The sequence below is a fragment of the Mesorhizobium sp. CU3 genome (assembly GCF_006442965.1).
Classification (GTDB): Bacteria; Pseudomonadota; Alphaproteobacteria; order Rhizobiales; family Rhizobiaceae; genus Mesorhizobium.
Genome location: NZ_VFWX01000010.1, coordinates 196,732 through 222,252, shown reverse-complemented (window position 1 = coordinate 222,252; position 25,521 = coordinate 196,732). Strand labels below are relative to the sequence as shown.

Here is a 25,521-nt window from a genome sequence, read left to right as displayed (position 1 = left end):
AGGGCGATCAGCTGTACGCCCGGTAACTCTTTCTTGTCTCGTTTCGAGCAGAATTGGCCGACGGGACGAAAAGAAAAACAGGGTATGGCGGACAACAAGACACGGAAGGCGGAGTTCTGGGCCATGGCGCTTGACCGCGCTCATCTGGGGCTCTGGGACTGGAATGTGTCGACCGGCGACTGCTACTACTCGCCGACCTGGGCGAAGATGCTGGGCTATGCCGAGGGCGAACTTGCCTATACGGCCGACCTTTGGTTCAACCTGACCCATCCCGACGACCGCGAGCGCGCGCGCGAAAGCGGCGATCGCCATATCGCCGGCCTTACCCCGTCGATCGAAACCGAGCTCAGGCTGCGCCACAAGGATGGCCGCTGGATCTGGGTGCTCGACCGTGGCGGCATCGTCGAGCGCGATGCCGAGGGCCGGCCGCTCCGGTTGATGGGCGTGCAGACTGACATCACGAAGCAGAAAGAGGCCGAGGCTGCGCTCGATGAGATCAATGTGCGCTTCCGCCTGGCGCTCGCAGCCAGCGGCACCGGGATCTGGCACTTCGACGTCGGCACCAACAAGAGCTATTGGGATGCCCGCACGCGCGAGATCTTCGGATTGGTCGCTGACACGGACGAGGTGTCCGCCGATCTGTGGCACACTTTCCTGCATCCGGACGAGAGGGAGGCCACCGAGCGCGCCCATCGGATGTCGCTCGGCACTGACAGCGTCGTTGCCGTGCAGTATCGCATCATCCGCCGCGACGGCGCGGTCCGCCATATCGAGTCCCTGGTCCGCTTCATCGCAGGCGTTGGCTCGGCCGGCCAGTTCCTCGGCACCGTGCGCGACATTACCGAGGAAAAGAACCGGGCCGAGGAGCTTGCCTACGCCGCCAACCACGATGCGCTGACGGGGCTGCTCAACCGCCCGGCCTTCGACCGGCAACTCGCCGAAAACATTGGCAGGGCTGAACGGCTGCCGCTCGCCGTCTTCTATGTCGATCTCGATTACTTCAAGGCGCTCAATGATTATGCCGGCCACGCCGCCGGCGACCTGGCGCTGAAGAGCGTTGCGGCCGGCATTATGGCCAGCTTGCCGGCTTCGGCGCATGCCGCTCGGCTCGGCGGTGACGAGTTCGCGCTTTTGGTGCCGAACTGCAATGACGACTGCGCCGAAAGGCTGGCGCGCGATGTGCTTGCCGCTGTGCGCGACGCCGATCTCGGCGCGACCATCGCCTCGCGCCGGCTGGCCGCCAGCGTCGGCATCGCGTTCGTGCGCGACCCTGACATGACGGTCGCCGACGCGCTCGCCTGCGCCGACGATGCCTGCTACGCCGCCAAAGCCGGCGGCCGCGACCGCTTCGCCGTGTTCGCGCCGGAGACGGCCTCGGGCGCCGGCGGACTCAACGCGGCGCGGCTCGCCGCCGATCTGGTCGACGCCATGGAGGACGGCCGGCTGAAGCTCTACGGCCAGGAGATCCATCGCCTCGGCCAGCCCTGGGAAGGCCATGTCGAGGTGCTGGCGAGGCTGGAGGCCCGCAACGGCAAGCTGATCCCGCCGGGCGACTTCATGCCGGTCGCCGAGCGCTTCGGGCTCGCGGCAAGGCTCGACCGCTGGATCATCCGCACCGCGCTCACCCGCCATGGCGAGGCGATGCGCGCGGGCGCCATCTCGTTCGGCTTCAACCTGTCGGCGCAGACGCTGTCGGACCCCCAGCTCTGGTCTTTCGTCGACCAGGCGATCGCCGACAGCGGCGCGCCGCCCTCGGCTCTCGGCTTCGAGATCACCGAGACCGCCGCCGTCACCAATTTCGATGCCGCCGCCGAATTCGTGCGCAGGGCGCGCGAGCGCCAATGCCGTGTCAGCCTCGACGATTTCGGCGCCGGCATGAGCTCCTTCCAATATCTGCGGCGCTTTCCCGTCGATGCCATCAAGATCGACGGCTCTTTCGTCGAGCATATCGCCGAAAGCCGTTTCGATCGCGAGATCGTCGCCGCGATCGCCGGCATCGCCCGTTCGATGGGGGCGGCCGTGGTGGCCGAGAAGGTCGAGGAAAAAAGCGCGCTGGAGATCCTGCAAGGCATGGGCGTCGCCTACGGCCAGGGCTATTTCCTGCACCGTCCCGAGCCGCTGGACGCGATCGTGGCGCGGGCGACCGGCGAGACGCTGGAAATGCGGGCGGGTTGATACAACCGATCTCTCCACGCGCGGGGGGAATCGCCTAGCCCATCAACCACCGCAACGCGCCGGCCGAAGCCACCCCGATCACCACCGTCGGCAGCATCGACAGCCGGGTCGCGGCAAGGACGGTGATGGCCAAAGCCGCCAGGTTCGCCGGATTCTTCGACACGAAATCCGGTGCGATCACCGAGATCAGCACGCAACCGGGCGCGGCCTCCATCACGGCCGTGGCGCGTGCGCTCAGCGTTCTGTTGCGCAGCACCACATAGCCGCCGATGCGGGTGAGATAGGTCACGCCGGCCATCGCCAGGATGGCGAGCACGGTCATCGGATCGATCATTTGTCGCCTGCCAGGAAACAGGCCGCCGCGAGGCCGGAGAGCGCGCCGGCGGCCACATACCAGGCGCCGGGAACGATGAGATAGGTGAGCGCCGCCACCACCAGGCTGACCAGCCACGGCCGCGCGGCCGCAAATCCCTTCCACATGCCGCGCATCAGCACCAGGAAGACGGCCGGGAAGGCCATGGCGAAACCGTATTTTTCGACATCGCCGAGTACCGGGCCGAGCGCGGCGCCGCAGGTCGTGAACACCACCCAGGCGAGGTAGAAGGGCAGGGCGGCGCCGAGATAGAAGGGTAGGCTAAAGGCCGGCCGCAGGCCTTGGGCGGCGCGGCGCTGCGCATCGGCCAGGCCCACCGCCCAGCTCTCGTCGCACATCAGAAACAGCGCCGGGAAAACCTTGCGCTTCGGCAGGTGCGCGAGGAAGGGTGCAAGCGCCGCGCCCATCAGCAAGTGCCGGCTGTTGACCAGAAAGGTGATGGCCGCGATCAACAGGATGTGCGGCGGCGAGGTCCAGAGCTGGATCGCGGCGAATTCAGAGCCGCCGGCGAAGTTGAAGCCGGTCATCATCGGCACCTCGACCACGCTCAGGCCCTTCTGTGCGCCTTGCGCGCCGAGCACCAGCGCGTAAGGGATGATGCCGAGCAGCACCGGCGTCGAGGCGGCCAGGCCGCGCCGGAATTCGCCGCCACGCCCTTGGCTGATCTGGCCCTCGGCGAGGGCGATTTCGGAAACGCTCATGGCTCTGCCTTCGGCGGGCCATGCGGCCGCCGTTCTCCCTGTCGGTTGTGGGGTTATCGATCGCCGGACCATAGCCCAACTGCCCCGCAATCGGGTTGCGAAGATGCGCCATATCTGCGACAATTTGGCATTGAGTATCGTATTTGCGGAAAAAATTGGAATCATGAGCCATGAAGCTGGATGACATCGACAAACGCATCCTGCGCGCCCTGCAGCGTGACGGGCGCATGGCCAACAACGACCTGGCACGGGAAGTGGGCCTGTCGCCGTCGCCTTGCCTGCGGCGGGTGAAGCTTCTGGAGGAGGCCGGCGTCATCGACCGCTATGTCGCGGTGCTCAACCCGGCCAAGGTCGGCCGCGGCCAGACCTTCTTCACCCGCATCTGGCTGAAGCAGCAGGACGAGGCGACGATCGAGCATTTCGCCGCCGAGGTGGCGAAGTTCCCCGAGGTGCTGGAGTGCTACCTGATGCTGGGCGACTGCGACGCCATGGTGCGCATCGTCGCCGCCGGTATCGACGACTACCGCCGCTTCCAGTCGGAGCATCTGAGCCGCATCAAGGGCGTGCAGAACGTCAAGACGGATGTGCCCAGCCAAACGATCAAGCAGACGTCGGCCATGCCACTGTGAGCCTGTGCCGCTTGCACGCCGCATCCCAGATCCGACTGAAGTCCGACATCGCCACGCATAGGGCCGGCTGCTGCAACCAAAAAGCGTCTTGCGAATTGATGAGCGTCCGGCGAAAAGTGTTCTCTGTCGTCGGTCATCTTCCACGTGACCATCCGATTCCCCGCACCTCTGAGGCGGAGCCCCCACGAGCCGCGCGATCGACTGCCAAAGCGAGACGATTTTTGACCTCTATCTCCCCAAGACCCGCCCAAGATGCCGAAAGCCCGGCCGCCAACGACAATCGTCGCGACAGCCACGGCGATCTTTCGTTCCTCGATCTGATCAACAGCGATGAAGAGGTCGCCGCCACTGCCAGGCGCGCGGAGCGTCTTGGCCATGTCGTGCTGGCGCTGATCGCGCTGTGCCTGATCGTCGCGCCGGCGATCTATCTGGCCTCGCTTTACCTTTAGTCTGCGCGGTCAACTCCAGGCCGAATCCAGCGTCAGCGAGGCCTCGAAGACCTGGTCGCGCTTGTGGTCCAATACCTTGACTGTGATCTTCAGATTCGTGCCGCCCGGCATCTCGTCGCGAGCGACGTCATGCAGGATGCGCAGCGCCTCCATGCCCGCCTTCTCGCGGTCGGCAAAGAACTGGCCCTCGCCATCCGTCTGGGAGTGTTCGGTGTTGTACACGTCGAAGTAGAAGCGTTGCATCGGCATGTCGATTCCGGCGATTTCGAGCTTCAATCCATTAGCCGCCCCCATGGTTCCAAAGGTTTGATCGCGCGGCGAGACCGTCGCGCTGCAACCAGCCCGAGCCTCCGACGTTAGGCATTGCAAGCGCAGAGACAGGAAAGCCGGATGCTGGAATCGCTTTATCTCAACCTCGGCCAGCACGACGCCCTCTCGGAAGAAGAGAAGGCGCTTCTGGCCGACGCCATGTCGGTCGAAAAATACGTGACGGCCGGCGAGGACATCGTCTCGGAATTCACACGGCCGAGCACCAGTACGCTGATCGTCGACGGGCTAGCTGCCCGTTACAAGGTGCTGGAGGATGGCGGGCGGCAATTCACTTCGCTGCAGGTAGCCGGCGATTTCGTCGACCTGCATGCTTTCCTGTTGAAGACCATGGACCACGGCATCATCGCGCTGTCGCCCTGCCATGTGCTTGCAGCCGACCACGGCAAGCTGAAAACGATCACCGAGAAGGCGCCGCATTTGACGCGGCTGCTTTGGCTGGACACATTGGTCGATGGCGCCATCCATCGCGAATGGATCGTTGCCATGGGCCGGCGCTCCAAGACCTCGCATCTGGCGCATCTGATCTGCGAACTGTTCGTGCGGCTGCAGGTGGTAAAGAAGACCCGCGAGATGAGCTTCCACCTGCCGCTCTCGCAGGCCGAGCTTGCCGACGTGCTCGGCCTGTCGGTTGTGCATATGAACCGGGTCATCGGCACGCTGCGCCGCATGAATGTGATCAACTGGACGAACCATCGGATCACCATCCTCGACTGGCAGCGCCTGGTCGAGATTGCCGAATTCGACCCGACATATCTCAGCATGAATCGCGAGCCGAGATAGGCTTGCCGGAAAGCACTCAGCCGGGCGGTGCCTTGCGGCGCAACCACAGTTCGTCGAGCATGCTGAGCGCGGCACTTGGCCTTGTGGGTTTCAGCAGGCCCTGCTGCGCGGCGACCTTCTTGAAGGCGGCGAAAGCGATCGCCGGCCGGCAGATGCCGGCGATGGCGTCGTCGACCAGGCGCGCGGCTTCGAGATAGGCCGGCGCATCCTTGTTCTTCCAGGTGCCGGCGAGCGCTCTCTTCGCCTCGGCTATCGTGGTGACCACCATGGTGCCGCCGCTGACGAAGCGGATGGTGAGGGGCAGGAAACGGCTCATGTCACCATCCAAGCCATTCGCGCGTGCGCAGGGCGAGACCGACAAAGGGCGCGGCCGTGATCATGGCTGCGGCGAGGACAAAAAGGGGACTGTTCGTACGAAGAGATTTCATCGTGCACCTTGAAAAAATGGGGTCGCAGGTAACGGCTCGGCCGCCGGCTGGTTGCATCCAGCCGCCACAGTTGGACACGACTACATGTTGCTTGCGGGCCGGATCGGCGGTGCCGGCCTGTGCGGCGGGCGCAGGCGCGGACGCAAAGGCAGATCCGCGAGCGAAGACCGGATCGGCTTTGCCGGAAGTGGCGATACGGGGCTAGTCATTGCGGCCGCCCGCCGGCGCAAAAGGTTCGCCGAGAGTGTGCCGATGAGGTTGCGAACGTCCATGGGACTCCTCCGTAAAGGGTCCCCCCCGTTTGATTCCATGCCTATCACCGCCGGCGGCCGTCCGCATTTAACTTTGATGTAGGACCCGCGGCTTGAAAGACCATGCGCTCCCCAAAGTTGTCCGGCTTCCTTGGACAAGATCAAGAGGCTGCAAACTCACGACCAGCGTCACGGATCAAACCTTTCCAGCCGGCATGCGTTGTCGCCTTGAGGGAATAAGGAGGATGCCATGAAGAAAGCGATCCTGACCGCCGCCCTGCTGCTGATCCACGCAATGCCCACGGCCGCCCAGACAGCGGCGGAAGAACCGAAGCAGACGCAGGACTGCCAGGCGACGCCCGACGCCAATGACCAGCAGCAGAAACAGAAGCAGCAGGCCGACACCGACGAGTTGTCGAAGCAGCTTGGCAATTGCGGTGGCGTCCTCAAGCCGCCGCCGACCGGTGACCAGAACGCAACCACGCCGCCGGCTACCGGCAGCGACATGCCGGTGATCAAGCCGGGCGAGGTTCCGCCGCAGAACTCGAACTAACCGGCTTAAAAGACTAACTGGCTTAACAGGTTACATGGAACTGATCCGGTGCTTCGGAAGTTTTGGCGCGGGCGTGGGGTTACGCATTCCTCAAACCTCCCGTCTCCGGGCTCCACCAGCCCGGATCTGGCCCGCCCGGTAAACTCGCTTCCGGGCGGGTCTTTTTTTGCTCGGTGGATTGCCGGTATCGGAACCATCGCGCTGGCACCGACTTAAGTTTCGGCGGGCCGCGTCGGCTGGATCAGGCGGCGAAGGGTATGGGCAGGTTTTTCTGGCTTCCCGCCCTGGGCGGGCGAGGGCAGGGCATGACGAAAAGAGCGGGATCTCGAGCAGTCGCGAACAAGCGGCAGAAGACTGGACCTCGCCGCAAGAATGAAGTCGGCAAGGCTCCTGCAGTTCGAGGGTCAAGTGGTACAGCTTCGTCATCTGCCGCAGCCATGCCCGCCGCGCGGGTGCCGCCCATGGCGCAAACCAGTTGGGCCGAGGAAGGCTGGATATTGTTGCGCGAAAGCGTGACCGGCTATGTCGCAGACAATGCGCTCAGCCACGGCGCCGCAATGGCCTTCTATGCAACCACCTCGCTGGCGCCGATCCTTTTGATCGTTGTGGCGATCGCCGGCATCGTCATCGGCAACGATGCCGCCCAACTGGCGCTGTCTGCCGAGATTTCGGGTGTCATGGGACCACAGAGCGCCGACCTCTTGAAGGCGACGATCGAGAGCGCCGCGCATCGCTGGTCCGGCACGCTGGCCACGCTCGTCGGACTGGTCACACTTTTCGTCACGGCCTCTGGCGTCTTCGGCGAGATGCAGCAGTCGCTGAACGAAATCTGGAAGGTGAAGCCAAATGGTGTCTCGCTGACCAGGATCGTGCGCGCCCGCGCGGTCAGTCTCGGCCTGGTTGCAGCGCTTGGCTTCCTGCTCCTTGTCTCGCTGGCGGCAAGCACGGCCATCGCGGCACTCGGCGCCGTCATCAATCAGCAGATGCCCTTCGGCACGCTAATCGTCAGCGTGATCAACACGGTCGTGTCCTTCGTGCTGATCACGCTGCTCTTTGCCGCGATCTACAAGATCCTGCCGGACAGGTCGCTCAAATGGCGCGACGTCGCCATCGGCTCGGTCGTCACGGCGCTGCTCTTCACGCTCGGTAAGTCGTTGATCGGCTGGTACATCGGTACCAGCGCCATCGCCAGCTCCTACGGCGCGGCCGGCGCGCTGATGGTGGTGCTGATATGGGTCTATTATTCGGCGCAGATTTTCCTCTTCGGCGCCGAGATCACGCGGGCTTATTCCGTGCGGCGCGGCAGCCGCAAGGACCTTGCCCGGCTCGTGGCCGCCGACGTCAGTGCCGCGCATGCGCCGGCCGGAAACAAAAGCCAGAGGCTAAACAAATGAGATCGCTTTTGCCTTGGAAAGGCATATGATCATGGAGTCGTCCTCGTCTACGCGGCAAGAGGACGCTTGAAAGTCAACTCAGGTGCTTTCGCCCAACGCAGCATGGGAGAAAGCTATGTGCTCCGAAATCGTCCAATCCAATTCTGTCCAGGTCTACGAGAACATGGGCGAATGGTTTGTCCTCGTGACGCGGGACGGCACTGAGAGCGTCACGTCCTTCGAGTTGGAATCCTTCGCCACCGCTTTTGCCGACGGCCAGAGACTGGGCCTTGGATTGAAGGTTGGCCAGGAGGCCTGAGGCCAAGCCCCGGCGAAGCCCGCCGAGGCCCGACATCGAATGAAACAGAGTTACGCCGCCTCGGCCGCCACGTTGACGGCCGACTCGGCAAGCTGGGTAAGCGCCGCGTCGGTTTCCTTCTCTTCGGCAAGCGTCTGGTCGAGCAGGGTGACCGCTTCGGTGAGGCCGAGTTCCTGCGCCCAGGTCTTGAGCGTGCCGTAGCGCGAAATTTCGTAATGTTCGACGGCTTGCGCGGCGGCGAGCAGGCCGGCGTCGAGCGAGGGCGAACCCTTGTATTCGTCCATGATCTCGGCGCCTTCCTCGGTGATACCCATGATCGCCGCGCAGGTCTTGCCGGCCGGCTTCTTGTCGATCACCTCGAACACTTCTTCCAGCCGCGCGACATGCTCCTGCGTCTGCTCGCGGTGTTTTTCGAACGCCATCTTCAGCGCGTCGTCCTGCGCCGCCTTGGCCATCTTGGGCAGCGTCGCGAGGATTTTCTTCTCGGCGAAATAGATGTCCTTCAGCGTGTCGTGGAAAAGTTCGTTGAGGCCCTTCTTCGAAGCCGCTTTCGTCGTCGCCATGTCGGATCTCCCGGGTGAGGTTGTATCAGCACCAACCCGAGGTCATCCGACTTGTTCCGAAAAGAATTTTTGCGTAATTGCGGCCTAGAACTGTCAATTGTTATTGACCAGCGCAAAGCCAACGATGCGCCGAAAATCAGGCGCAGTTCCGACAGCCTCTTTCAATGGAAAAATCCTCGGTCGACAGATGTCCGAGAAGATTTATCCGATTTTGTCCGGAACATTTCTCCGACAAGCGCGCTTTGCCAATGTAGTTGTTTCTAATTTTGGTAGGGAGCAGGAAAATGAATACCAAGATGATCTGCATGGGTGCGTTGGCATTGTCCCTGATGACCGGTGCCGCATTAGCCGGTAGTGGGACCGGGACCTCGGCGCTTGACGATCCGGCAAAGATGTCGCCCTTCTTTACCGACGCCGGCATGAAGACCATGAAGTCGGGCGACGAGTTCAAGAAAGCCTGGATGGCCCTCACCGAGGACGATCGCACCGCGATGAAGAAGGACTGCGGCGACGATGCCATCGCCAAGGCGCACGACAATTTCTGCAAGATGACCAAGGAACTCGGCGGCGCGAACTGATCGGCTCCAGCCGGTGCAACGACTGGCTCAAGGAAAGTGGCGGCTATCTCCAGCCGCCACTTTCGATTCCACTTATGAAATGCCGATGAGTGATAGCCTGGCATGAAAAGGGCGCCGCCTCGCGGCGGCGCCCTCCGATCGATCGGCAAAACTACCAGCCCTGCATCGAGTACCAGTCGTCGACATCCCGTTTGGCGCGATCCTTGGCGATGCCGTAGCGCTCCTGGATCTTGCCTTCAAGCTGGTCACGTTTTCCCGCGATGCGGTCGAGGTCGTCATCCGTGAGCTTGCCCCACTGTTCCTTGACCTTGCCCTTGACCTGCTTCCAATTGCCTTCGACGCGGTTCCAATCCATGGTCGGATCTCCTTGTTGAACACTGAAGGCTAACGGCACCGATCGGCCGAGGTTCCTGCTCGAATCCTTTTATGGACCGAGTTAAGAAAAACCCGGGATCGCAGGGAACATTCGCCGCCCCCCGATGTTTTTGGATGCAGGATGGCGCGCAGCCCGTCCCCCGCGAAAGCGCGCTGCCAACCGGGTTTCGAACCCGAGCAAAGCCCGCCTCGGCGTCCCCCTCGCCGGGGCGGGCTTAGTCTTTTGACGAGCTAGAAGACCATGCTTCACGAAGCAGCCAGGATCGCCGAAGATGCCCATCGCGGGCAGACCGACAAGACAGGCCAACCCTATATCGAGCATTTGCGACGCGTAGCCGACGCCGTGGAGACGCTCGACGAAAAGACTGTCGCTTACCTGCATGACGTCATCGAGAAGGGCGAAGGCTGGACGCTGGCTAGGTTGGAGGCTGCTGGCTTCGGATTTGCGGTCGTGGCGGCGGTCGACGCGCTGACCAGGCGCATGGACGAGAGCGAAGAGGGTTTCATCTGCCGTGCCGTGTCGAACGAGCTGGCCGGGCCGGTAAAGGCAGCCGATCTTAGGGACAATCTCTGGCAGGCGCATCAGGCTGGCTTGGCTCCGCAGAAGTATGAAACCGGCCTTGTCATCCTCGATCATCTGAACGCCAGGCCCTGACCTCAGCCCTGCGCGGCAATCACCTTGGCTTCGCGAAGCAGCGAACTCCAATTGAGTCCGATGAGATAAATCAGCTCAAGTGCCTGCGCCTCGCTGATGCCGGTCTCGTCAACCAGCCGCTGCACGAATTCGTCCAGAGTGGGGAGTTCATCCCCATGGTCATCCTTGTCTGCCATCGTTGTTTTCCCTTCCGAGGGACAACGTGTGGTTGGGGCGCCTGTTCCCGCGGTCGACTCTTGCCGTTCGGGCTAGCCCGCATCCGGTAGTATTATTTTGCAAACCCTTGCCGCTCACGAAATTAAGCGCTATATCTCGCAAATCGATTTTGTTGAACGAACGTTGTTCCCGCGCAAATTTGCGCTTCTACGATCTTCCATCTCAATTTCGAAGAGAGCGCCGTTTGGCAATTGCTGGACGCGTATGATTTTGCGTCGATTTGTAAGGAGATCGCAATGACTACCGGAACCGTCAAGTTCTTCAATGCTACCAAAGGTTTTGGCTTTATCGAGCAGGGCGGCGGCCAGCCGGACGTGTTCGTTCATATCTCGGCCGTGGAGCGCGCCGGAATGCGTTCGCTCGTCGAGGGCCAGAAGGTCAGCTTCGATATCGTGAGGGACAACCGCAGCGGCAAGAACGCGGCGGAGAATCTGCAGGCTGCCTGATCACAGCGCCTCGCGGTCCTTTGACCACGGATGTACTGGCATTGGCTGCTGAGGTGCGTTGGAGAAGGTCGGGCATTGCCCGGCCTTTTTACTTAAGGAGAACACGATGAAATCCCTACCGGATACTGGCCTGTTCAAGCCGGCCCCGTCGCGAACGGAAGCCAAGACCGACATGACCACGCGTGTCGCGCGGCAGATCCTCGACCTGGAAGCGACGGCGAGGGCAGCCAAGACGGAACGGTTGCGCGCCGCAAGGCTAGCGCAGGAATCCTCCACGGCTGTGGCTGCGCCGAAAAAACCTGCCCGAAAGCGACAGACTGCGAAATCCTGAAAGCCCGGCCGTTCCGGGTTTCCCTGGTCGGCACCGAGGGACCGTCCGCGTTATTGGTCGGTTTCCACTTGCAGCAGGTCGGCAGGGACATCCGGCTGCCTTCGCTCACCCAGAATTTTTTCGAGATCGTTGCGGTTGTCGGCGGCGTATGCGTCCGGCAGATCCAGCGCCGTAAGCGCATGGACATCGAACTCGATCGGCGCCCCGTAGAGTTGGGCAACATGCAGCACGAGGTTCTCGATATCCTCGCGCGCGATGTTCTCATGGACGTGCTTCAGGCGGATTTCCTCTGACAATCCAATGATGTTGACGATGCCGTTAGCTCGCAGGGCCTCGCGGACCTTGCAATGGGCGTCATCGCGCAACTGGTCGGAAAATCCTCGTAGCATTGGAAAACCCTCCCTTTCGCGGACGGTTTGTCCCTCTGTTGCCACCATGCGCGCCAGCTACGCGAATGGCAATACACAAATGTTAAAAATCAAAAATAAAATCAATGAGTTAGCATATAACCACAAACGCGGCTTCAAAGCATCGTTGGCAGCGTTAGCGTGCGTCTTCGTTGATGTATCGCACATTCTTGACTGATTATGGGGTGAACCCTATCTCTATGTAGAGTGAGACACTTACTCATTCATAGGCACAGGTTGTCTTGAGGGAGGCAGGCGTGGCGGAACTTGAAAGGCCGCAAAGGCTGCAGATCATGTTGACCGACGAGGAACTGGCGGCGCTCGAGAACTGGCGTTTTGAAAAGCGCATGCCGAGCCGCTCGGCCGCAGTGCGCGAATTGTTGCGTCGCGGCCTTGCCGCCGAGGGTTTCCTGACTGCGGGCAGCGGCATCAAGTCCCAGGATTTCGGTGTGATTTCGCAGGCCGCCGGCGATGATGAAAAACCTAAAAATTCCAAGGCATAGGCGGTTGCCTTGATCTGCTTTCGCGCTAGCTAGCGCCCATGACGAGTGCTGGGGGGCAAATCCGACAGGGTGCGAGTGCCGATGCACGCCTCGCGGCGATTGTCGATTCTTCCTACGATGCCATCATCGGCAAAGATCTGAACAGCGTCATCACCGACTGGAATCAAGCGGCCGAACGCATGTTCGGCTATTCGGCCGACGAAGCCATCGGCCGATCGATCCTGATGCTGATCCCCGAACATTTGCAGGGCGAGGAACCAGAGATCATCGCCCGCATCCGCAAGGGCGAGCGCATTCCCAGCTTCGAGACGATTCGCAAGCGCAAGGACGGTTCGCCGATAACCGTTTCGCTGACCATCTCGCCGATCCGCACCCCTGAAGGCGTGATCGTCGGCGCCTCGAAGATCGCCCGCGACATCACCGCCGCCAAGGAGAGCGAGCGCCGCATCCGGCTTTTGATGCGCGAGGTCAACCATCGCGTGAAGAACCAGTTCGCGGTGATCCTGTCGATGGTGCGCGAGACCAGCAAGCGATCGACCGACCCGCGCGAATTCGAGGAGCTGATCCGCTCGCGCATCATGGCCCTGTCGCGCTCGCACGATCTTCTGGTCACTTCCGAATGGGCCGGCGCCAGCCTGTTCGACCTCATCCAGGAACACCTCAAACCCTTCGGCCACGAGGAGCGCATCTCGCTTTCCGGCCCGCTTTTGACGCTGCAATCGAACGCCGTGCAGAATCTCGGCATGGCCTTCCACGAGCTCGGCACCAACTCGTCCAAATACGGCGCGCTGGCCGGCGAGGGCGGCCACATCGAAATCACCTGGAAGGTCGAGACGGGAGAGAAGGCAGAGCGGCGCTTCCACCTCGTCTGGCGGGAAACCTCCAAGGCAGGGGCCGACGCCGGCGAGGCGAAGGCGGAGCGCAAGGGGTTCGGCACGGTCGTGCTGCAGCGCGTGGCGCCGCAGTCGCTGAGTGGTGCGTCAAGCCTCGAACGATTGCCCGGTCATGTGAAGTGGGAGCTCGACGCTCCGCTCGAGGCGATCATCGTGCCGCAGCTCGGCGCCGAGCCGGCGGATTTCAGCGTTTGAACGGCGGGCTGGCGGCCTTGAGCAGGCCGGCTCGGGACTATGCAGCCGGTTCGTCCCGGTTTGCTCGGCGCGGCATGGGTCTGCGTGCCAGCCGGTTCATCGTGCCTCGGCATCGGATTTCCCCCACAAGCCGGACGGGAGGCGCCTTGCTGACCTGCGCACATCGCATCAAATCCGTTTCTGGCAAGTTAGCATTGGGCCCGGCATTGTGGTAGCGGCTTCACGAATTGCTGCAACCGGAAGACTTTTCGTGCATTCTTGGGAATGACCTCGTTGCTCAACCCCGACACGCCGGCGAAATGCTGCTCCTATTGCGGCGGCCGCGACCATGATTTCGAGGAGTGCCCGAAGCGCAAGTCCGACGCCGAGAAAGAGCAGGCGGTGCGCGAACCCGAGCCGTCCAAGGTCAAATCCAACGCTCCGGTCCTAGCCTCTTGACCCTGGTGCGCCGGTGACGGCGAGGCATTACAGAGGGTCATAGCGCTTCGTGCCGCCGCGATCGGGTTCTGGCGCGCAAGTCTCGATCCTGACTTTTTCTGGTATGGTCGAAGCGCAAGCGTTGAGCCGGTCTATAGTCGCGGCGGGGGTGGCCGGGTGGCGGATATCGTTTCGATCGGAGTGGGTGCGAAGCCTGCCGGGCGCGTCTCGGCGGGGCGCCTGCGGCTGACAGCATTCGTCGCGATCGCCGGCTTCATGATCGCCGGTCCGGTGGCCGAACAGGTCTTCGGGGTGCAATCGGCTTGGCTGCGTTCCTGGACGATGTTCAGCGCCATCGGGGTGGGCGTCATCGACGCTTCCTTCGAAATCCGTCAGCCCGATGACAGATTTATCCCACTCGACCGGTTCGAAATGCTCGGCGCTCCGCGCAACGGCAAGCTGAAGTGGATCCAGAACCGCGAGGAACTGGCTTCCGTCATCAAGCGGCTCTGTACGGTGGCCGGGCAGGGTGCCGATATCCGCGTGCGCGCGCGGCAGGCCACGCGCAGCGGCTGGCAGATCATCCACAGCGATGCCGAAAATGCTTGCGCCAACTGACGCCGCCGCTGACTGGTCCGGCCGGCCTTTGGTGCAAGCCACGGCCGCGCGCTTCGTCCGCTGGGCGGTCGAGACGGAGCGTTCGTCGCGCTCGTCGGCATTGATCCGCATCGGCCTGGCGATGCTGTTCTGGTCGCGCTGGGCAGGCGAGCTGCTGCTCTATATGGACCAGTCGCCGGCCGGCCTGTTCCTCGGCGCCAACTTCTTCGTCGCCACAACGCTGCTCTTCGTCGGCTATCAGAGCCGCATCGCCGCGGTCTGGACGGGCTTGGTAGGTCTGGCCATGTACTATTATTTCGGCTTCGAGCTTGGGCGCGAGCCCTGGACCCACCACCATACCTATCTGCTTGCCGCGGCGGCGCTGCTGATTTCGCTGACCCCTTGCGGCCGCTCCTATTCGCTGGACCGCTATTTGGCGGTGCTGCGCGCCGAGCGCGCCGGACAGCCGGCACCTGCCGAGCGCGGCAATCTTTGGGGGCTGCGGCTGATCGTGATGCAGCTCTCGGTGCTCTATTTCTTCGCCGCCTTCGACAAGTCGAACTATGCCTTCCTGAGCGGCGCGCGGATCGAGGCGATCTTCCTCTGGTACTACGCGGGTTCGGACTATCCGGCCGGCCTTGCCTGGCCAGCCACCATCATATCCTTCGGCGTGGTCGCGCTCGAATACAGCCTTGCCTTCGGCCTGCCGTTTCGCGCGACGAGGCGCTATCTGCTGCTGCCGGGCCTCGTCTTCCACGCCATCATCTATCTGACGCTGCCGGTCTACACGTTCAGCGCCACCATGGTCTTGCTCTATCTCGCCTATTTCGATGCCGATGAAGTCGACAGGGTCATCGCGCGGCTTCAGGGGATCGGGTCCACTGTCGGAGAGGAAATTTCGTGAAGCTTGGTTTGGTGTTTCCGGTGGCCGTCGGCTTGGCCATGGTCTGCGGCGCGGCGCGCGCCGGCGATGCGAACGACTATTATCCCAAGCGCGCATGGGGTTCCTTCGGCGGCGGCCAGATGAACACGTCGCTGCTCGTGTTCCGCGACCTCAACAGGAACGGCGTCTACGATATGGGCGACCGGCCGATGTCGCGTATCGCCGTCGAGCTCAAGAAGCCGGACGGCAGCACCATCATGCGCCTGACCAATGTCAGCGGCTTCGCCAACTTCCGCATGTCGGTCGGCCAGCGCCATCTCGAAGTCGTCGATCCTGGCCATTATGCGTTCCGCGTCGTGCCGCCGCCGGGTTACTCCGTGACCACCGGCAACGCCGCGCAGGAAAGCGACTATGTCGTCTCGCCCGGATCGCCGGGCGACATGATCGCGCTCAAAACGACGCACCCGGTCGGGATCGCGCCGGACCTGACGATCAGCGGCGCCGTCGCCGCGGGCGCGCGCGTTTCCCTGACAGGGCCGGACGGGGTCGCCACGGCCGCTACGGTTGGCCCGGATGGGCGCTTCAGCGCGCCCGCCGCGCCCGGCGAATGGCTGGTCGATTTCTCGGCCAACGGGGTGACCGAGCGGCGGCACGTGACGGTCGCGGGCACGGCGCCGGTGGTGCTCTCGGCGTTTTCGGGCAAAAGCGGGCCGGCCGAAGCGCCGCTGCCCAACGAGCATGTCGTCGGTTTCGACGACCTGATGACGACGCCCGGCGTGTTCGAGGTTCCGGTCGGCTATGGCGGGCTCGACTGGTACAATGTCGTCGCCATGCACCAGCGCTTCACAGACGGGCCGGGCTATATCAACACCACCATGTCGGGCGAATTCATCGCCTATAACAGCTCAGGCCACCCGGCTGAGGTGTTCAGCGACAAGCCGTTCGATTTCACCGGCGCCTATTTCGGCGCGGGCTGGGACGACGCGGAGGGCGAGACGCTTATCCTCAAGGGCTGGCGCGGCGATGAGCCTGCCTATGAGGATCAGATGGCGCTGTCCGCGAACGGGCTGGCCTACTTCGCGGCCGACTACAGGCGTATCACCCGGCTCGAGATCCGCACACAGCATTACTGGCAGGCCGCGATGGACAATTTCGCCTATCGCACCGGTCCGTAGAGCGACCGCTGCGTTCCTTCCTCGTAGGACGTGGTGCTTAAGGTCAGGCCGCGTTAGCAAGACGCTCGCGGGGAGGTTCCGCAAGAACGGGGGCCGCCGTCCGAGTGGCCGAAGCCGGAGTCGTGATGGCCGTTGCCGTGGCCATTCCCGCCGGAGCTGCCGTTTCCGCCTGAGCTGCCATTGCCACCGGAACCGCCGTTGCCGGTAGAACCATCGTTGCCACCGTTTCCGGCAGAGCCCCCATTGCCACCGGTGCCGCCACCATTTCCAGCGGAACCGCCATTGCCACCCGCGGAACCGCCGTTACCGCCATTGCCGCCTGCGGAACCGCCGTTGCCACCGTTGCCACCAGCGGAACCGCCGTTTCCACCATTGCCGCCCGCGGAGCCACCGTTTCCACCATTGCCGCCCGCGGAACCGCCATTGCCACCATTGCCGCCTGCGGAACCACCGTTACCCCCATTGCCACCCGCGGAGCCGCCGTTTCCGCCGTTACCACCAGCGGAACCGCCGTTGCCACCGTTGCCGCCATTTCCGCCGTTACCACCGGCGGAGCCGCCATTGCCACCGTTGCCACCGTTGCCGCCATTTCCGCCGTTACCACCAGCGGAGCCGCCGTTGCCACCGTTGCCACCGTTACCGCCATTGCCCAGCGCCACAAGCGCGCGCTTGGCGTCCTGCAACATGGTTTTCGCGTCCGGTTGGTGAAGTCCGTCTTGCGGCTCCGGCACTACCGACGCCGCGCGGGTCGATATGGCCGTCGGCAAGAGCATGGTCGATGCAAGCAGCGCCGCAGCCAGAATATTCTTGGGCAGGAAGTGGCGCGCAATATCGGCATTCGCCGCGAATGCAAAAAACCTTCCGGTCGATAGCCACCGGCCAGACTCCGAACCGATTCTCATTGAGATGAAACCTGCCACTGGCGTACCCCCGGCTCTCGTATAAACCGGTTCGGCGCCCCTTCCTCAACCATGCCAGAAAAAGTCAGGAGCTAGGCGCCGCGCCCCTCGCGGCAGGCCGTTCAACTGGTCCGGGCTACCCGCGCAGCGCTCGCCCCGCCGCCTCGGCGAACGAGATGTCGCCCTTGATCTCGCGCATCGCCATCGAGGTCACCGTGCGGCGCACGCCGGGCAGGCGGCTGAGCTCCTCGCGCAGCATGCGGTCGAGCGCCATCATGTCGACGGTGACGATCTGCAGCAGATAATCGGCCTCGCCGGTGGTGGCATAGCAGCGGCGGATCAGCGGGTGCTTTTGCACCGCCGCTTCGAAGGCGTCCGACACTTCGAAGTCGATCGACACCTGGATGAAGGCCTCGATGCCGAAGCCGATCCTGGCCGGGTCGATGCGGGTCGAGTATCCGCGGATGATTCCGGCCTCCTCCAGCGCCTTGACCCGTTTCCAGCATGGCGTTTTGCTCAGGCCGACCGTCTCCGCCAACTCGCCGAAGGAGATTCGCGCGTCCCGCTCCAGTTCGGCAACGATCCTGCGGTCGATGGCATCCAGCACGCTTCGTTCTCCAAATTCTATGCAAAGACTAATGTTCGTCCTTCTATTTTCGCTATTTGGATAACAGAAAGGAACAATGTTCAAGCGCAAAGCGCTATCCTCGGCCAAGGTCGACCAGGAGAAAAAGCCATGGACAAGCGTATGAGCCGGGAGGAATACCACGCCCGCATCGAGGCGCCGGAAATGCGCGACTATGGCGTCTACCTGAAATGCGATCGATTGCTCGCCTGCCAGAAGCCGCTCTCCGACATGGTCAATGCCGACGAGCTGCAGTTCCAGATCGTGCATCAGGTCGAGGAGCTTTGGATGAAGCTTATCGCCTACACGCTGGTCGACGTGCTGGACTATCTGGACAGGCAGGATACCCACCGCGTCGTGACGCTGATGGGCCGCGTGCACAGGCTGATGCGCATGATGACGGCACAGCTCGACCTGCTTGAGACCATGTCGCCCAAGGAATATCAGCAGATCCGCCTGCAGCTCGGCAATGGCAGCGGCCAGGAATCACCCGGCTTCAAGCTCATCCTGCGCATGCCGCCGGACCTGTGGCGGGCCTTCAAGGCGGCCTATCTCGACGGCCGCCGGCTCTCCGTCGCCGACATCTATGATGACCACTACGACCACGGCGACGCCTATGTCGTGGCCGAGGCGCTGATCGAGTTCGACGAGCTGTTCCAGAAATTCCGCGCCAACCACCTCTATCTCATCCACCGTTCGATTGGCCTCGGCTCGAAATCGTTGAAAGGCCGCCCCGTGGAGATGCTGGAGGGCGGCGCCCGCCACCGCTTCTTCCCCGACCTCTGGGACATTCGCTGCGACATGACCGATCGCTGGGGCGCGGAGTACGGCACCGTGCGCGATTCGATCAGCCATCCGCCGCAGGCGAAGGTCGGCTGAGCTTTTTACTTTCCTCGCCCCGCGCGAAGCGGCGGCAGAGGTGGCGCGGCGAAGCCGCGACGGAGAGGGGCCGTCGTAGCGCTATAATCAATACGGTCTCGGGCACGCCGCACCGCGCCCGATCATCATCGCCGGCGCTGCCCCTCTCCGACCGCTTCGCGGCCACCTCTCCCCCCGCTTCGCGCGGGCGAGGAAGAGACCCTGGAAACAATTTTCCCACCCCTGTCGGAACCTCCACCCGCTGGCCGTCCTTGAAGCATCACCCGCTTCAACAATCCGGAGGGACAAACGTGGAAAACACCCAATCGACCTGGCAGACCGTCGCCATTCTCATCGCCCGCCTGATTTTCGCCGCCATGTTCGCGATGGGCGTCGCCTTCAAGTTCATGGATATGGGCGCCACCGCCGGCTACATCGCCGCAGCCGGCTTCCCATTCCCGCTGTTTCTGGCGTGGTGCGCGGCGATCCTCGAAACGCTTTTGGTGATCTCCTTCCTCACCGGCGCCTTCCTCACGCCGCTGGCGCTGATCGGCGCGGTCTATGTCACTTTCCTCGGCTTCGCCTTCCACGGCCCGTCGCACTGGGCCGCGGAGCAAGCCGAGTTCGGCGCCTTCATGTCGCATTTCCCCTTCGCCGCCGGCCTGCTTTACGCCGCGGTCCACGGGCCGGGCAGCGTGCTGGCACTTAAGCAGGGCTGGCCGGGCCGGGCATGACGCTATTCCTTCTCCCCGTTCAACGGGGAGAAGGTGCCCGAAGGGCGGATGAGGGGCAGCGCCGACGTCTGAGGTTTGCCGCCCAAGCCCCTTACATCTGGTCATTATACGGCTCCTTCATCTGCCCGACCATGCGCGCCAGCTTCGAGAAGGACGGCATGTCCGCCTCGGGCTGGCACTGGTTGGCGAGTTCGAGCAGCCGGATCGGGAAATTGATGGCGTCGCGGTTTGAGGCCGAAATGGCGTCGGAACGCTCCTCGCCGGTCTCACCGGCCTCGGCCTTGCGCAGCGCGATGTCGATCTCCTCGACAGTCAGCACGCCTTTCCTGACCAGCACATGGTTGATCGCGGCGACGGCCATCAGCAGGCCCTCGAGTTGCAGGTTGGCGACGTTCATGGTGTTTCCTCCCATTGACCTCGCCTCGAAGAACGCATGAGGGGCATTTCCGATCCGGCAGGGCTGCTAACGGGTCAATCGCTGGCGCGGACCGGGCGGGGCACGATTTCGGTGTCCGAAGGCGAGCCGGTGCGATAGCGTGTCGGCAACATGGCGGCTGGCGAGGGGACAGGTCGATGGACAAGTTCTTCGAAGTATCGCTTCCGGTGCAGATTGCGCTTGGCGGCGGTTATCTTGGCTATCTCGTGGCCTATGTAGGCATCCGCAAGGAACACCAGCAGGTCGACACCGTGTTCCTCACCGTCGCCTTCGGAATCGTCGCGACACTTGCTGCCAAATATCTGTCGCCCTATCTGCCGACGAATGTGTCGATTGTCGTTGCAGTGTTGGCGCCGGTCGTCGCCGCCCTCATTTGGCGCAAGTTCGGCCGACCGTTGGTGCGCAAGGTTTATCGAGAAACCCAAGTAAGCTATGCCGACGACGATGCGACGGTCTGGACCACGCTTGCCGCCGACACAAGCCATGAAATCACCCAGGTGAGCGCGGTGTTGAAGGACGGCAGAGAGCTGTTCTGCGACAACACCGAGAGATTCGCCGCTGCCGCTTTCGCGCCTTTCATGGTGGCACCGGACGGAGCGGTGACCATGTATGTCACGCACACCTACCGCCGCGACAAGACTGGCAAGGCGACCGCCACGGCGCATGCCGATACGCACGACGACTATTGGGGCGACAACATGACCGTCATCCCCGCCGATAGCATCCACACCCTCGATATACGCTTCCGCAAAAAGGCCTGACGCCTATTTCTTCGGCGGTGGCGGTGGTGGCGGCTTTGGAGATGATTTGTCACGCGGCTGAGGTGTCGGCGGCACCCAAACTTTTGTGCCGATGTCCGGCCGGTGAAAGTCGGGCGCCAGGATGTCCGGCCGCAAGATGTCTCCGCCCACGATACCGGGCTCGAACGTTCCAATCTCTTTCGCCATTGCGATAGCCTTCCGAGCGAAAATCCGTGTTACTTTTTCCAGGAATTGGTCAATGGAAGCACGGCAGCATTCCACCAATGCGGGCACTGCGCAATGGCGGCCTACGCCTCCATCCAGCGCTGGCCGTATTCGGCCCACAGCTGCTTGATCTCATAGCCGCTGAGCGCCGGCGTGGCGCGGTCGCCATAGGCGATGAGGACGGCGCTCAGATCGTACTGGCCGTCGGCCTGGACGATGAGGCGGATGGCTTCGCCGAGCGGTCTTGAATGGAACACCGGATCGGCCTGGCCTCGGCCCAGGCTGCGAACGCCCGAAATGCTGGCTGGCACATGCCGCATCCGAAAGACGGATGCCATGGCGGGTCTATCCATGGTGCTCTCCGCGATTCCCTAAGGGAATGATCCCATAAGCGCCGGCTAATGGCCAGAGCAGCGCTTGTGCGGGCAGGCAGCAGGCATAGGTCGACCCAATAGAGGTCGGCCAAGGACCAGAAGAAAGGCCGGACGCTTCGCATCCGGCCTACCTCCCGTGCGGCCACCATGCGGGGCCGCGCTCGCTACTTGTGTGTCGCGACCTAGCGCTGCCAGCGGCGGAACCAGTCGGGATCGGGCTGGGAACTCCTGCCGATCGCCATGCCGACCAAGACGCCGACCAGACCGCCCATCAGCACGGCGGTCGAGAAGGTGCCGGGGTTCTGCTGCACCGTTTCCGAAACGCTCTGCGCCTGGTTGCGGAGCTGGCGTGTTGCCCGCGACGCCCTGTCGGATGCACCGTGATAGAGATTAGAAGCACGGTCGGTCGCGCCGCTGTAGAAGCCGGAGGCGCGGTCGGCGGCGCCGTTGTAGAAATCCGAAGCCCGGTCGGCCGCGCCCTGGTACCAGCCCTGCGCGGCCTCGGCGGCTTCCTCGGCCTGGTCGGAGAGCGCGCGGTTCAGTCTCGTCACCTCGCGCTTCAATTCGGCGATCTGCTTTTTCATTACGTCCTCGGACGCCTTGGAAGAGCGCGTGCTGGCGCGGGCGGCGGCGTTGCGGGGACGGCTGGCGCTGGGCGCCGGCTTGGCGGTGCCGTTTGCGGCGGAGGTGGTGTTTTCGTTATCGGCCATCGGTTTCTCCTTTTTGACCTTTGCAACGGCCACGAAGCCGCATGGTTCCCGCGCCGGGACGATTGCCCGCATGGCTCGGCGTTTCTACTGGAAAAGGCAAGGGCCGCGGAGCGAACTCCACGGCCCTGGTGCGACAAGGAACGGAAGTATTAGTTGCCGCAATTCTTGCCGTTGACGTTCGGCGCCATCGTGCCGGCCGTCGTCGAATTGGCATCGCCCTCAGCACCCTGCGGGCTGTTCGGGCAGTTCTTGTCGGCGTTCGAATTCATGTCGCCGCCTGTCGTGCTGCCCGTCGTGGTCGTGTCCGGCGAAGCCTGGTCAGGCGAAGGCGTGGCCGGCGTCTTCGGGTCGACGGTGATGGTCTGGCCGCTGCCGCCTGTACCATCCGTGGCGGTCTGGGCGATCGCCGCCGTTGCGAGACCAAGGGTCAGGGCGGAAGCTGCTAGGATCCTCGTAAGCATGATTCTTCTCCTATGGTTGCGAGACGATTGTCGCATTGCGACCAAGGGTAGAACCGATCGGAAAGATGATTGTTCCGAGAAAATTTGGATCGATTTTCCGCTGGTTTTGATCGTCCGCCGGAACGGGGTGCGGAGGGCGTCATGAAACAATCTAGGAAAATTTCCCTATTTTCTGTTGCAGGGTGAGGGCAGCTCTGCTATGATTTTGTCCATGGTGCTGATTTGCGCCGACGACCCGCCGCGAGGCGGGTTTTGTTTTGCTGGCGATCCGATCGCCAACGTCGGCAGTACAGCGCCCCCCTCTGTCCTGCCGGACATCTCCCCCACAAGGGGGAGATCAGTTGTCATGCCGGCTTTCGCTGATCTCCAACGCTGCAGGAAGAGCGAGGCGCCGAAGCTTCCAATCTCCCCCTCGTGGGGGAGATGCCCGGCAGGGCAGAGGGGGGCGCGACAGAACGCAAACTCCCTGATTTGCCTCCAGACCCCCCGAGGCCGACATGCCACGCTACGCCACCCTCATCACCGGCGACGACGGCGCCGAGATCGTCAGCGCCATCGGCGAATTCGAATCGTCGGCCCCGCCGCATCGCGCCAGTCGCGTTGAACAGGTCGCGCCCGGTGTGCGGATCGGCATGGTGCGCGGCGGGCCGCTCGAAGCGGTCGGCGGCTTCGGCTTTGCGCGCCGCGACCTCGACCGGTCGTCGATCCAGGCCGTCACCGCAAGGCTGAAGGCGGTCTCCGCTCCGCTCGCGCCCAAGCCGGTCCGCGCCAAGCCGCGCAGGAAAGCGGTCCGCAAGAAGCCGAGGGCGGCGGCCAAGGCGCCGGCGTCCGATGCGGCCGCGCATGGCTGAGGTCAAGCCGTTGCGGCGCAAGGCAGCCGCCACGAAACCGCCCCGCCGCAAGCCGGCGGATGTTCAAGCCGCCGCCCGCCCCAAGCGCGCGAAGAAGACGCTTGGCGACGATTTCGCTGCGGCACTTCGCGCCGATTTCCGCGCCCATGGCGCCGGCGTCATCGCGGCGGTCAGGGCGGAAAAGCCGGAACAGTATCTGAAGGTCGTGCTGACCATGATGCCGAAGGAGTTCTCGCAAGGTGTGGCCAGTGACAACAATCTTGAGCGGTTGAGCGATGAGGAGATCCGAAACCGCATCCGCGGCCTCGAAGCCACCGTACGGCCGTTCCTCGACGATGTGGACCTTTCAGACATTGTCTTCGAGGTCGTGGTGCGCAGGTTCCGAGGAATAACCGGTAGCGACGGCTGATTTGCTTTCCGCATGATTTTCAGTCCGACATTCTTTTGGGTGAACATGAAACATTCCGCCCGTGTCAGGCGAAAGCTATCTTGCCTTCGCCAGGCGCCGGGAGCGGCTGGAAGAAGTGCACCACAACGCCTACATATGGGGCAATCCAAAGGAGGTGTGACATGACTTCTTCCACCGAACGCGCGGTGCTTGCCGGCGGCTGCTTCTGGGGCATGCAGGATCTCATCCGCCGTTTTCCCGGCGTGATTTCGACCCGGGTCGGCTATAGCGGCGGCGATGTGCCCAACGCCACCTACCGCAACCACGGCACCCACGCCGAAGCGATCGAGATCGTCTTCGATCCAGCCAAGACCAGCTTCCGCACGCTGCTTGAATTCTTCTTCCAGATCCACGACCCGACAACCAGGAACCGTCAGGGCAACGACGTCGGCATGAGCTATCGCTCGGCGATCTATTACACCAGCGATGAGCAGAAGCGGGTCGCGGAAGACACGATCGCCGATGTCGATGCATCCGGTTTGTGGCCCGGCAAGGTCGTCACCGAGCTCGCTCCGGTCGGACCATTCTGGGAGGCCGAGCCGGAGCACCAGGACTATCTGGAGCGCTATCCGAACGGCTATACCTGTCATTTCTCGCGGCCGGGCTGGAAGCTTCCGGTCCGCCAGCAGGCCGCCGCGTCTTAAACCGGCAATCAGGCCATTTTGGCCTAACCTGCATCACCCAAGTTCTCGCCCGCCATACCGCAAGGCATGGCGGGCTTTTTTGCGTTCCGGGCGCCTTGTGGCCACCGGTCGCTCAGCCTTTGGCGCGACGGCCTTCGTGTTCGTGGCTGCCGATCCAATGCGCGCGGATTCGGTCGCTTGCTTCGAGATAGGCCATGTCGATAAGATATGTCAGCAGCTTCTCGCCATCGGCTTCAGCCCTCTGGCGAAGCTCCCGCAAGATCCCTTGCGCGAATTGCAGGTTTTCCATTTTGCTTGGCTGGTCCATGGGCGCCCCCGAATGTCTGCGAGGTAAGTTTGGCTAACTATGCTTGTATGAAGGTTGTCGCCTCTCTCACGGTGAAGCTGTACTCGGTTGTACCGACGCTCGATCAACGAACCTGTTGGACATCGCGCCAAATTGTCGATATTTTACGCGCCCAATTGGGTAGGGACCATGCACGAAGACGAGGGCAGCACGCCTGACAAGTTGCAAGCCATGCTTGACGTGATTGCCAGGAGCGAGCCCTCGAGCGAGGGCGGCGAGGCCGATTTCAGCCGTCTGAAGGCGGATGCGGCCAAGGCGGCGGGCGTGCTGATCGAATTCTACGGCGATGCGGCCCTGGAACGCGCGAAACTTATCGAGCGCCGATCTCCGCAGTCCCATTTCGCGCGCATGGTCACGGCTGAAGTCGGCCGGCGCGGCAGGCTGTCGCCAAAAAGCTAGAGCAACTCCAGGAAAAGTGTGAAGCGGCTTTCCGTCCGGGATTGCGTCAAAACAAATAGCTAGAGCAACTCCAGGAAAAGTGTGAAGCGGTTTTCCGTCTGGAGTTGCGTCAAAACAAATAGATAGAGCGGCTAGCCGTTTTCGTGAAACGGTGAAACACACCGGCAAGCAGCGCG

Annotated in this window: 40 protein-coding genes; 25 read left to right on the top strand and 15 right to left on the bottom strand. The window is 62.9% G+C overall.

Features of this window, described 5'->3' with window-relative positions; all coding sequences use genetic code 11:
- The first annotated feature begins 84 nt into the window (after window positions 1–84).
- Window positions 85–2,175, top strand: a complete 2,091-nt coding sequence (locus FJ988_RS17520; RefSeq protein ID WP_140819590.1) for an EAL domain-containing protein — start codon at window positions 85–87, stop codon at window positions 2,173–2,175.
- Between the two features lie 34 nt (window positions 2,176–2,209).
- On the opposite strand, the gene FJ988_RS17515 is transcribed toward FJ988_RS17520, so the two are convergent.
- The gene (locus FJ988_RS17515; protein ID WP_140819589.1) at window positions 2,210–2,509 is read right to left on the bottom strand and encodes an AzlD family protein; all 300 of its coding nucleotides are present in this window, start codon (window positions 2,507–2,509) and stop codon (window positions 2,210–2,212) included.
- Window positions 2,506–3,249, bottom strand: a complete 744-nt coding sequence (locus FJ988_RS17510; RefSeq protein ID WP_140819588.1) for an AzlC family ABC transporter permease — start codon at window positions 3,247–3,249, stop codon at window positions 2,506–2,508. Before FJ988_RS17510 ends, FJ988_RS17515 begins: the two co-directional genes overlap by 4 nt.
- Here FJ988_RS17510 and FJ988_RS17505 point away from each other — a divergent pair.
- The 3 genes from FJ988_RS17505 to FJ988_RS17495 all read left to right on the top strand — a co-directional run bounded on the left by FJ988_RS17505 (window position 3,248) and on the right by FJ988_RS17495 (window position 4,327).
- Entirely contained in the window at window positions 3,248–3,433 is a 186-nt protein-coding gene (locus tag FJ988_RS17505) for a hypothetical protein (protein WP_140819587.1), read from the top strand. The two genes, FJ988_RS17510 and FJ988_RS17505, sit on opposite strands and share 2 nt — an antisense overlap.
- Window positions 3,420–3,878, top strand: a complete 459-nt coding sequence (locus tag FJ988_RS17500; RefSeq protein WP_140819586.1) for an Lrp/AsnC family transcriptional regulator — start codon at window positions 3,420–3,422, stop codon at window positions 3,876–3,878. Before FJ988_RS17505 ends, FJ988_RS17500 begins: the two co-directional genes overlap by 14 nt.
- A gap of 221 nt (window positions 3,879–4,099) precedes the next feature.
- On the top strand, window positions 4,100–4,327 hold the full coding sequence (locus FJ988_RS17495; protein ID WP_140819585.1) for a hypothetical protein: 228 nt from the start codon (window positions 4,100–4,102) through the stop codon (window positions 4,325–4,327).
- A gap of 9 nt (window positions 4,328–4,336) precedes the next feature.
- Here the strand turns inward: FJ988_RS17495 and FJ988_RS17490 are convergent, their stop codons facing one another.
- A complete protein-coding gene (locus FJ988_RS17490) occupies window positions 4,337–4,603 on the bottom strand; it encodes a DUF6894 family protein (RefSeq protein WP_246688580.1) in 267 nt (88 codons plus the stop codon).
- A gap of 114 nt (window positions 4,604–4,717) precedes the next feature.
- Between FJ988_RS17490 and FJ988_RS17485 the strand changes: the two genes are divergently transcribed.
- Window positions 4,718–5,437 carry a Crp/Fnr family transcriptional regulator gene (locus tag FJ988_RS17485; protein WP_140819584.1) on the top strand — a complete coding sequence of 240 codons (720 nt, stop codon included), beginning with the start codon at window positions 4,718–4,720 and terminating at the stop codon, window positions 5,435–5,437.
- A gap of 16 nt (window positions 5,438–5,453) precedes the next feature.
- Here FJ988_RS17485 and FJ988_RS17480 read toward each other — a convergent pair whose 3' ends face one another.
- The gene (locus FJ988_RS17480) at window positions 5,454–5,753 is read right to left on the bottom strand and encodes a DUF982 domain-containing protein (RefSeq protein WP_140819583.1); all 300 of its coding nucleotides are present in this window, start codon (window positions 5,751–5,753) and stop codon (window positions 5,454–5,456) included.
- 613 nt (window positions 5,754–6,366) lie between these two features.
- Here FJ988_RS17480 and FJ988_RS17475 point away from each other — a divergent pair.
- The 3 genes from FJ988_RS17475 (at window position 6,367) to FJ988_RS17465 (ending at window position 8,361) form a co-directional block, all read left to right on the top strand.
- A complete protein-coding gene (locus tag FJ988_RS17475; RefSeq protein WP_140819582.1) occupies window positions 6,367–6,669 on the top strand; it encodes a hypothetical protein in 303 nt (100 codons plus the stop codon).
- Window positions 6,670–7,130: 461 nt separating this feature from the next.
- On the top strand, window positions 7,131–8,063 hold the full coding sequence (locus FJ988_RS17470) for a YihY/virulence factor BrkB family protein (protein WP_140819581.1): 933 nt from the start codon (window positions 7,131–7,133) through the stop codon (window positions 8,061–8,063).
- A 115-nt stretch (window positions 8,064–8,178) separates the two neighbouring features.
- Window positions 8,179–8,361, top strand: a complete 183-nt coding sequence (locus tag FJ988_RS17465) for a hypothetical protein (protein WP_140819580.1) — start codon at window positions 8,179–8,181, stop codon at window positions 8,359–8,361.
- A gap of 50 nt (window positions 8,362–8,411) precedes the next feature.
- Here the strand turns inward: FJ988_RS17465 and FJ988_RS17460 are convergent, their stop codons facing one another.
- Window positions 8,412–8,924, bottom strand: coding sequence for a ferritin-like domain-containing protein (locus tag FJ988_RS17460; RefSeq protein ID WP_140819579.1), 513 nt, complete (start codon window positions 8,922–8,924; stop codon window positions 8,412–8,414).
- A 284-nt stretch (window positions 8,925–9,208) separates the two neighbouring features.
- Here FJ988_RS17460 and FJ988_RS17455 point away from each other — a divergent pair, with 284 nt between their 5' ends.
- Window positions 9,209–9,502: a hypothetical protein gene (locus FJ988_RS17455; RefSeq protein ID WP_140819578.1), complete on the top strand. Its 294-nt coding sequence runs from the start codon at window positions 9,209–9,211 to the stop codon at window positions 9,500–9,502.
- Window positions 9,503–9,653: 151 nt separating this feature from the next.
- Here FJ988_RS17455 and FJ988_RS17450 read toward each other — a convergent pair whose 3' ends face one another.
- Entirely contained in the window at window positions 9,654–9,857 is a 204-nt protein-coding gene (locus FJ988_RS17450) for a CsbD family protein (protein ID WP_140819577.1), read from the bottom strand.
- A gap of 261 nt (window positions 9,858–10,118) precedes the next feature.
- Between FJ988_RS17450 and FJ988_RS17445 the strand changes: the two genes are divergently transcribed.
- A complete protein-coding gene (locus FJ988_RS17445; protein ID WP_140819576.1) occupies window positions 10,119–10,532 on the top strand; it encodes an HD domain-containing protein in 414 nt (137 codons plus the stop codon).
- Between the two features lie 2 nt (window positions 10,533–10,534).
- Here FJ988_RS17445 and FJ988_RS30845 read toward each other — a convergent pair whose 3' ends face one another.
- Window positions 10,535–10,708, bottom strand: coding sequence for a hypothetical protein (locus tag FJ988_RS30845; protein ID WP_181183568.1), 174 nt, complete (start codon window positions 10,706–10,708; stop codon window positions 10,535–10,537).
- Window positions 10,709–10,984: 276 nt separating this feature from the next.
- Between FJ988_RS30845 and FJ988_RS17440 the strand changes: the two genes are divergently transcribed.
- Window positions 10,985–11,194: a cold-shock protein gene (locus tag FJ988_RS17440; protein WP_140819575.1), complete on the top strand. Its 210-nt coding sequence runs from the start codon at window positions 10,985–10,987 to the stop codon at window positions 11,192–11,194.
- A 106-nt stretch (window positions 11,195–11,300) separates the two neighbouring features.
- Window positions 11,301–11,525 (top strand): hypothetical protein, encoded by a 225-nt coding sequence (locus FJ988_RS17435; RefSeq protein WP_140819574.1) that lies wholly within the window; start codon window positions 11,301–11,303, stop codon window positions 11,523–11,525.
- A 50-nt stretch (window positions 11,526–11,575) separates the two neighbouring features.
- On the opposite strand, the gene FJ988_RS17430 is transcribed toward FJ988_RS17435, so the two are convergent.
- On the bottom strand, window positions 11,576–11,890 hold the full coding sequence (locus tag FJ988_RS17430; RefSeq protein ID WP_140819573.1) for a hypothetical protein: 315 nt from the start codon (window positions 11,888–11,890) through the stop codon (window positions 11,576–11,578).
- A 299-nt stretch (window positions 11,891–12,189) separates the two neighbouring features.
- Here FJ988_RS17430 and FJ988_RS17425 point away from each other — a divergent pair, with 299 nt between their 5' ends.
- From FJ988_RS17425 to FJ988_RS17405, 6 genes are all read left to right on the top strand, one after another.
- Window positions 12,190–12,435 (top strand): hypothetical protein, encoded by a 246-nt coding sequence (locus FJ988_RS17425; RefSeq protein ID WP_140819572.1) that lies wholly within the window; start codon window positions 12,190–12,192, stop codon window positions 12,433–12,435.
- Window positions 12,436–12,473: 38 nt separating this feature from the next.
- Window positions 12,474–13,523: a sensor histidine kinase gene (locus tag FJ988_RS17420; RefSeq protein ID WP_140819571.1), complete on the top strand. Its 1,050-nt coding sequence runs from the start codon at window positions 12,474–12,476 to the stop codon at window positions 13,521–13,523.
- Between the two features lie 264 nt (window positions 13,524–13,787).
- On the top strand, window positions 13,788–13,961 hold the full coding sequence (locus FJ988_RS30840; protein WP_181183567.1) for a hypothetical protein: 174 nt from the start codon (window positions 13,788–13,790) through the stop codon (window positions 13,959–13,961).
- A 156-nt stretch (window positions 13,962–14,117) separates the two neighbouring features.
- Window positions 14,118–14,558: a hypothetical protein gene (locus FJ988_RS17415; protein WP_140819570.1), complete on the top strand. Its 441-nt coding sequence runs from the start codon at window positions 14,118–14,120 to the stop codon at window positions 14,556–14,558.
- Window positions 14,542–15,441 (top strand): HTTM domain-containing protein, encoded by a 900-nt coding sequence (locus FJ988_RS17410; protein ID WP_181183566.1) that lies wholly within the window; start codon window positions 14,542–14,544, stop codon window positions 15,439–15,441. Before FJ988_RS17415 ends, FJ988_RS17410 begins: the two co-directional genes overlap by 17 nt.
- The gene (locus FJ988_RS17405; protein ID WP_140819568.1) at window positions 15,438–16,595 is read left to right on the top strand and encodes an SdrD B-like domain-containing protein; all 1,158 of its coding nucleotides are present in this window, start codon (window positions 15,438–15,440) and stop codon (window positions 16,593–16,595) included. Before FJ988_RS17410 ends, FJ988_RS17405 begins: the two co-directional genes overlap by 4 nt.
- A 53-nt stretch (window positions 16,596–16,648) precedes the next feature.
- Here FJ988_RS17405 and FJ988_RS31035 read toward each other — a convergent pair whose 3' ends face one another.
- Window positions 16,649–17,515, bottom strand: coding sequence for a hypothetical protein (locus FJ988_RS31035; RefSeq protein ID WP_210242771.1), 867 nt, complete (start codon window positions 17,513–17,515; stop codon window positions 16,649–16,651).
- Window positions 17,516–17,630: 115 nt separating this feature from the next.
- Entirely contained in the window at window positions 17,631–18,101 is a 471-nt protein-coding gene (locus FJ988_RS17395; protein WP_140819567.1) for an Lrp/AsnC family transcriptional regulator, read from the bottom strand.
- A 129-nt stretch (window positions 18,102–18,230) separates the two neighbouring features.
- On the opposite strand from FJ988_RS17395, the gene FJ988_RS17390 reads away from it, so the two are divergent.
- Together FJ988_RS17390 and FJ988_RS17385 are read left to right on the top strand one after the other, a co-directional pair.
- Window positions 18,231–18,998, top strand: coding sequence for a tryptophan 2,3-dioxygenase family protein (locus FJ988_RS17390; RefSeq protein WP_246688579.1), 768 nt, complete (start codon window positions 18,231–18,233; stop codon window positions 18,996–18,998).
- Between the two features lie 290 nt (window positions 18,999–19,288).
- Window positions 19,289–19,711, top strand: coding sequence for a DoxX family protein (locus FJ988_RS17385; RefSeq protein ID WP_140819566.1), 423 nt, complete (start codon window positions 19,289–19,291; stop codon window positions 19,709–19,711).
- 91 nt (window positions 19,712–19,802) lie between these two features.
- On the opposite strand, the gene FJ988_RS17380 is transcribed toward FJ988_RS17385, so the two are convergent.
- Window positions 19,803–20,108, bottom strand: a complete 306-nt coding sequence (locus tag FJ988_RS17380) for a hypothetical protein (RefSeq protein WP_140819565.1) — start codon at window positions 20,106–20,108, stop codon at window positions 19,803–19,805.
- Window positions 20,109–20,284: 176 nt separating this feature from the next.
- Here FJ988_RS17380 and FJ988_RS17375 point away from each other — a divergent pair, with 176 nt between their 5' ends.
- Window positions 20,285–20,908 (top strand): hypothetical protein, encoded by a 624-nt coding sequence (locus FJ988_RS17375; RefSeq protein WP_140819564.1) that lies wholly within the window; start codon window positions 20,285–20,287, stop codon window positions 20,906–20,908.
- Between the two features lie 287 nt (window positions 20,909–21,195).
- Here the strand turns inward: FJ988_RS17375 and FJ988_RS17370 are convergent, their stop codons facing one another.
- The 3 genes from FJ988_RS17370 to FJ988_RS17360 all read right to left on the bottom strand — a co-directional run bounded on the left by FJ988_RS17370 (window position 21,196) and on the right by FJ988_RS17360 (window position 22,657).
- Window positions 21,196–21,465: a hypothetical protein gene (locus FJ988_RS17370; protein ID WP_140819563.1), complete on the bottom strand. Its 270-nt coding sequence runs from the start codon at window positions 21,463–21,465 to the stop codon at window positions 21,196–21,198.
- Window positions 21,466–21,668: 203 nt separating this feature from the next.
- The gene (locus FJ988_RS17365; protein WP_246688578.1) at window positions 21,669–22,196 is read right to left on the bottom strand and encodes a hypothetical protein; all 528 of its coding nucleotides are present in this window, start codon (window positions 22,194–22,196) and stop codon (window positions 21,669–21,671) included.
- A 149-nt stretch (window positions 22,197–22,345) separates the two neighbouring features.
- Window positions 22,346–22,657: a hypothetical protein gene (locus FJ988_RS17360; RefSeq protein WP_140819561.1), complete on the bottom strand. Its 312-nt coding sequence runs from the start codon at window positions 22,655–22,657 to the stop codon at window positions 22,346–22,348.
- A gap of 497 nt (window positions 22,658–23,154) precedes the next feature.
- Between FJ988_RS17360 and FJ988_RS17350 the strand changes: the two genes are divergently transcribed.
- From FJ988_RS17350 to msrA, 3 genes are all read left to right on the top strand, one after another.
- On the top strand, window positions 23,155–23,508 hold the full coding sequence (locus FJ988_RS17350) for a hypothetical protein (protein ID WP_140819560.1): 354 nt from the start codon (window positions 23,155–23,157) through the stop codon (window positions 23,506–23,508).
- Window positions 23,501–23,917: a hypothetical protein gene (locus FJ988_RS17345; RefSeq protein WP_140819559.1), complete on the top strand. Its 417-nt coding sequence runs from the start codon at window positions 23,501–23,503 to the stop codon at window positions 23,915–23,917. Before FJ988_RS17350 ends, FJ988_RS17345 begins: the two co-directional genes overlap by 8 nt.
- Window positions 23,918–24,078: 161 nt before the next feature.
- The gene (gene msrA / locus FJ988_RS17340; RefSeq protein WP_140819558.1) at window positions 24,079–24,600 is read left to right on the top strand and encodes a peptide-methionine (S)-S-oxide reductase MsrA; all 522 of its coding nucleotides are present in this window, start codon (window positions 24,079–24,081) and stop codon (window positions 24,598–24,600) included.
- A 112-nt stretch (window positions 24,601–24,712) separates the two neighbouring features.
- Here msrA and FJ988_RS17335 read toward each other — a convergent pair whose 3' ends face one another.
- Window positions 24,713–24,907 carry a hypothetical protein gene (locus FJ988_RS17335; RefSeq protein ID WP_140819557.1) on the bottom strand — a complete coding sequence of 65 codons (195 nt, stop codon included), beginning with the start codon at window positions 24,905–24,907 and terminating at the stop codon, window positions 24,713–24,715.
- 168 nt (window positions 24,908–25,075) lie between these two features.
- Between FJ988_RS17335 and FJ988_RS17330 the strand changes: the two genes are divergently transcribed.
- Window positions 25,076–25,345, top strand: a complete 270-nt coding sequence (locus tag FJ988_RS17330) for a hypothetical protein (RefSeq protein ID WP_140819556.1) — start codon at window positions 25,076–25,078, stop codon at window positions 25,343–25,345.
- Window positions 25,346–25,521: the final 176 nt, after the last annotated feature.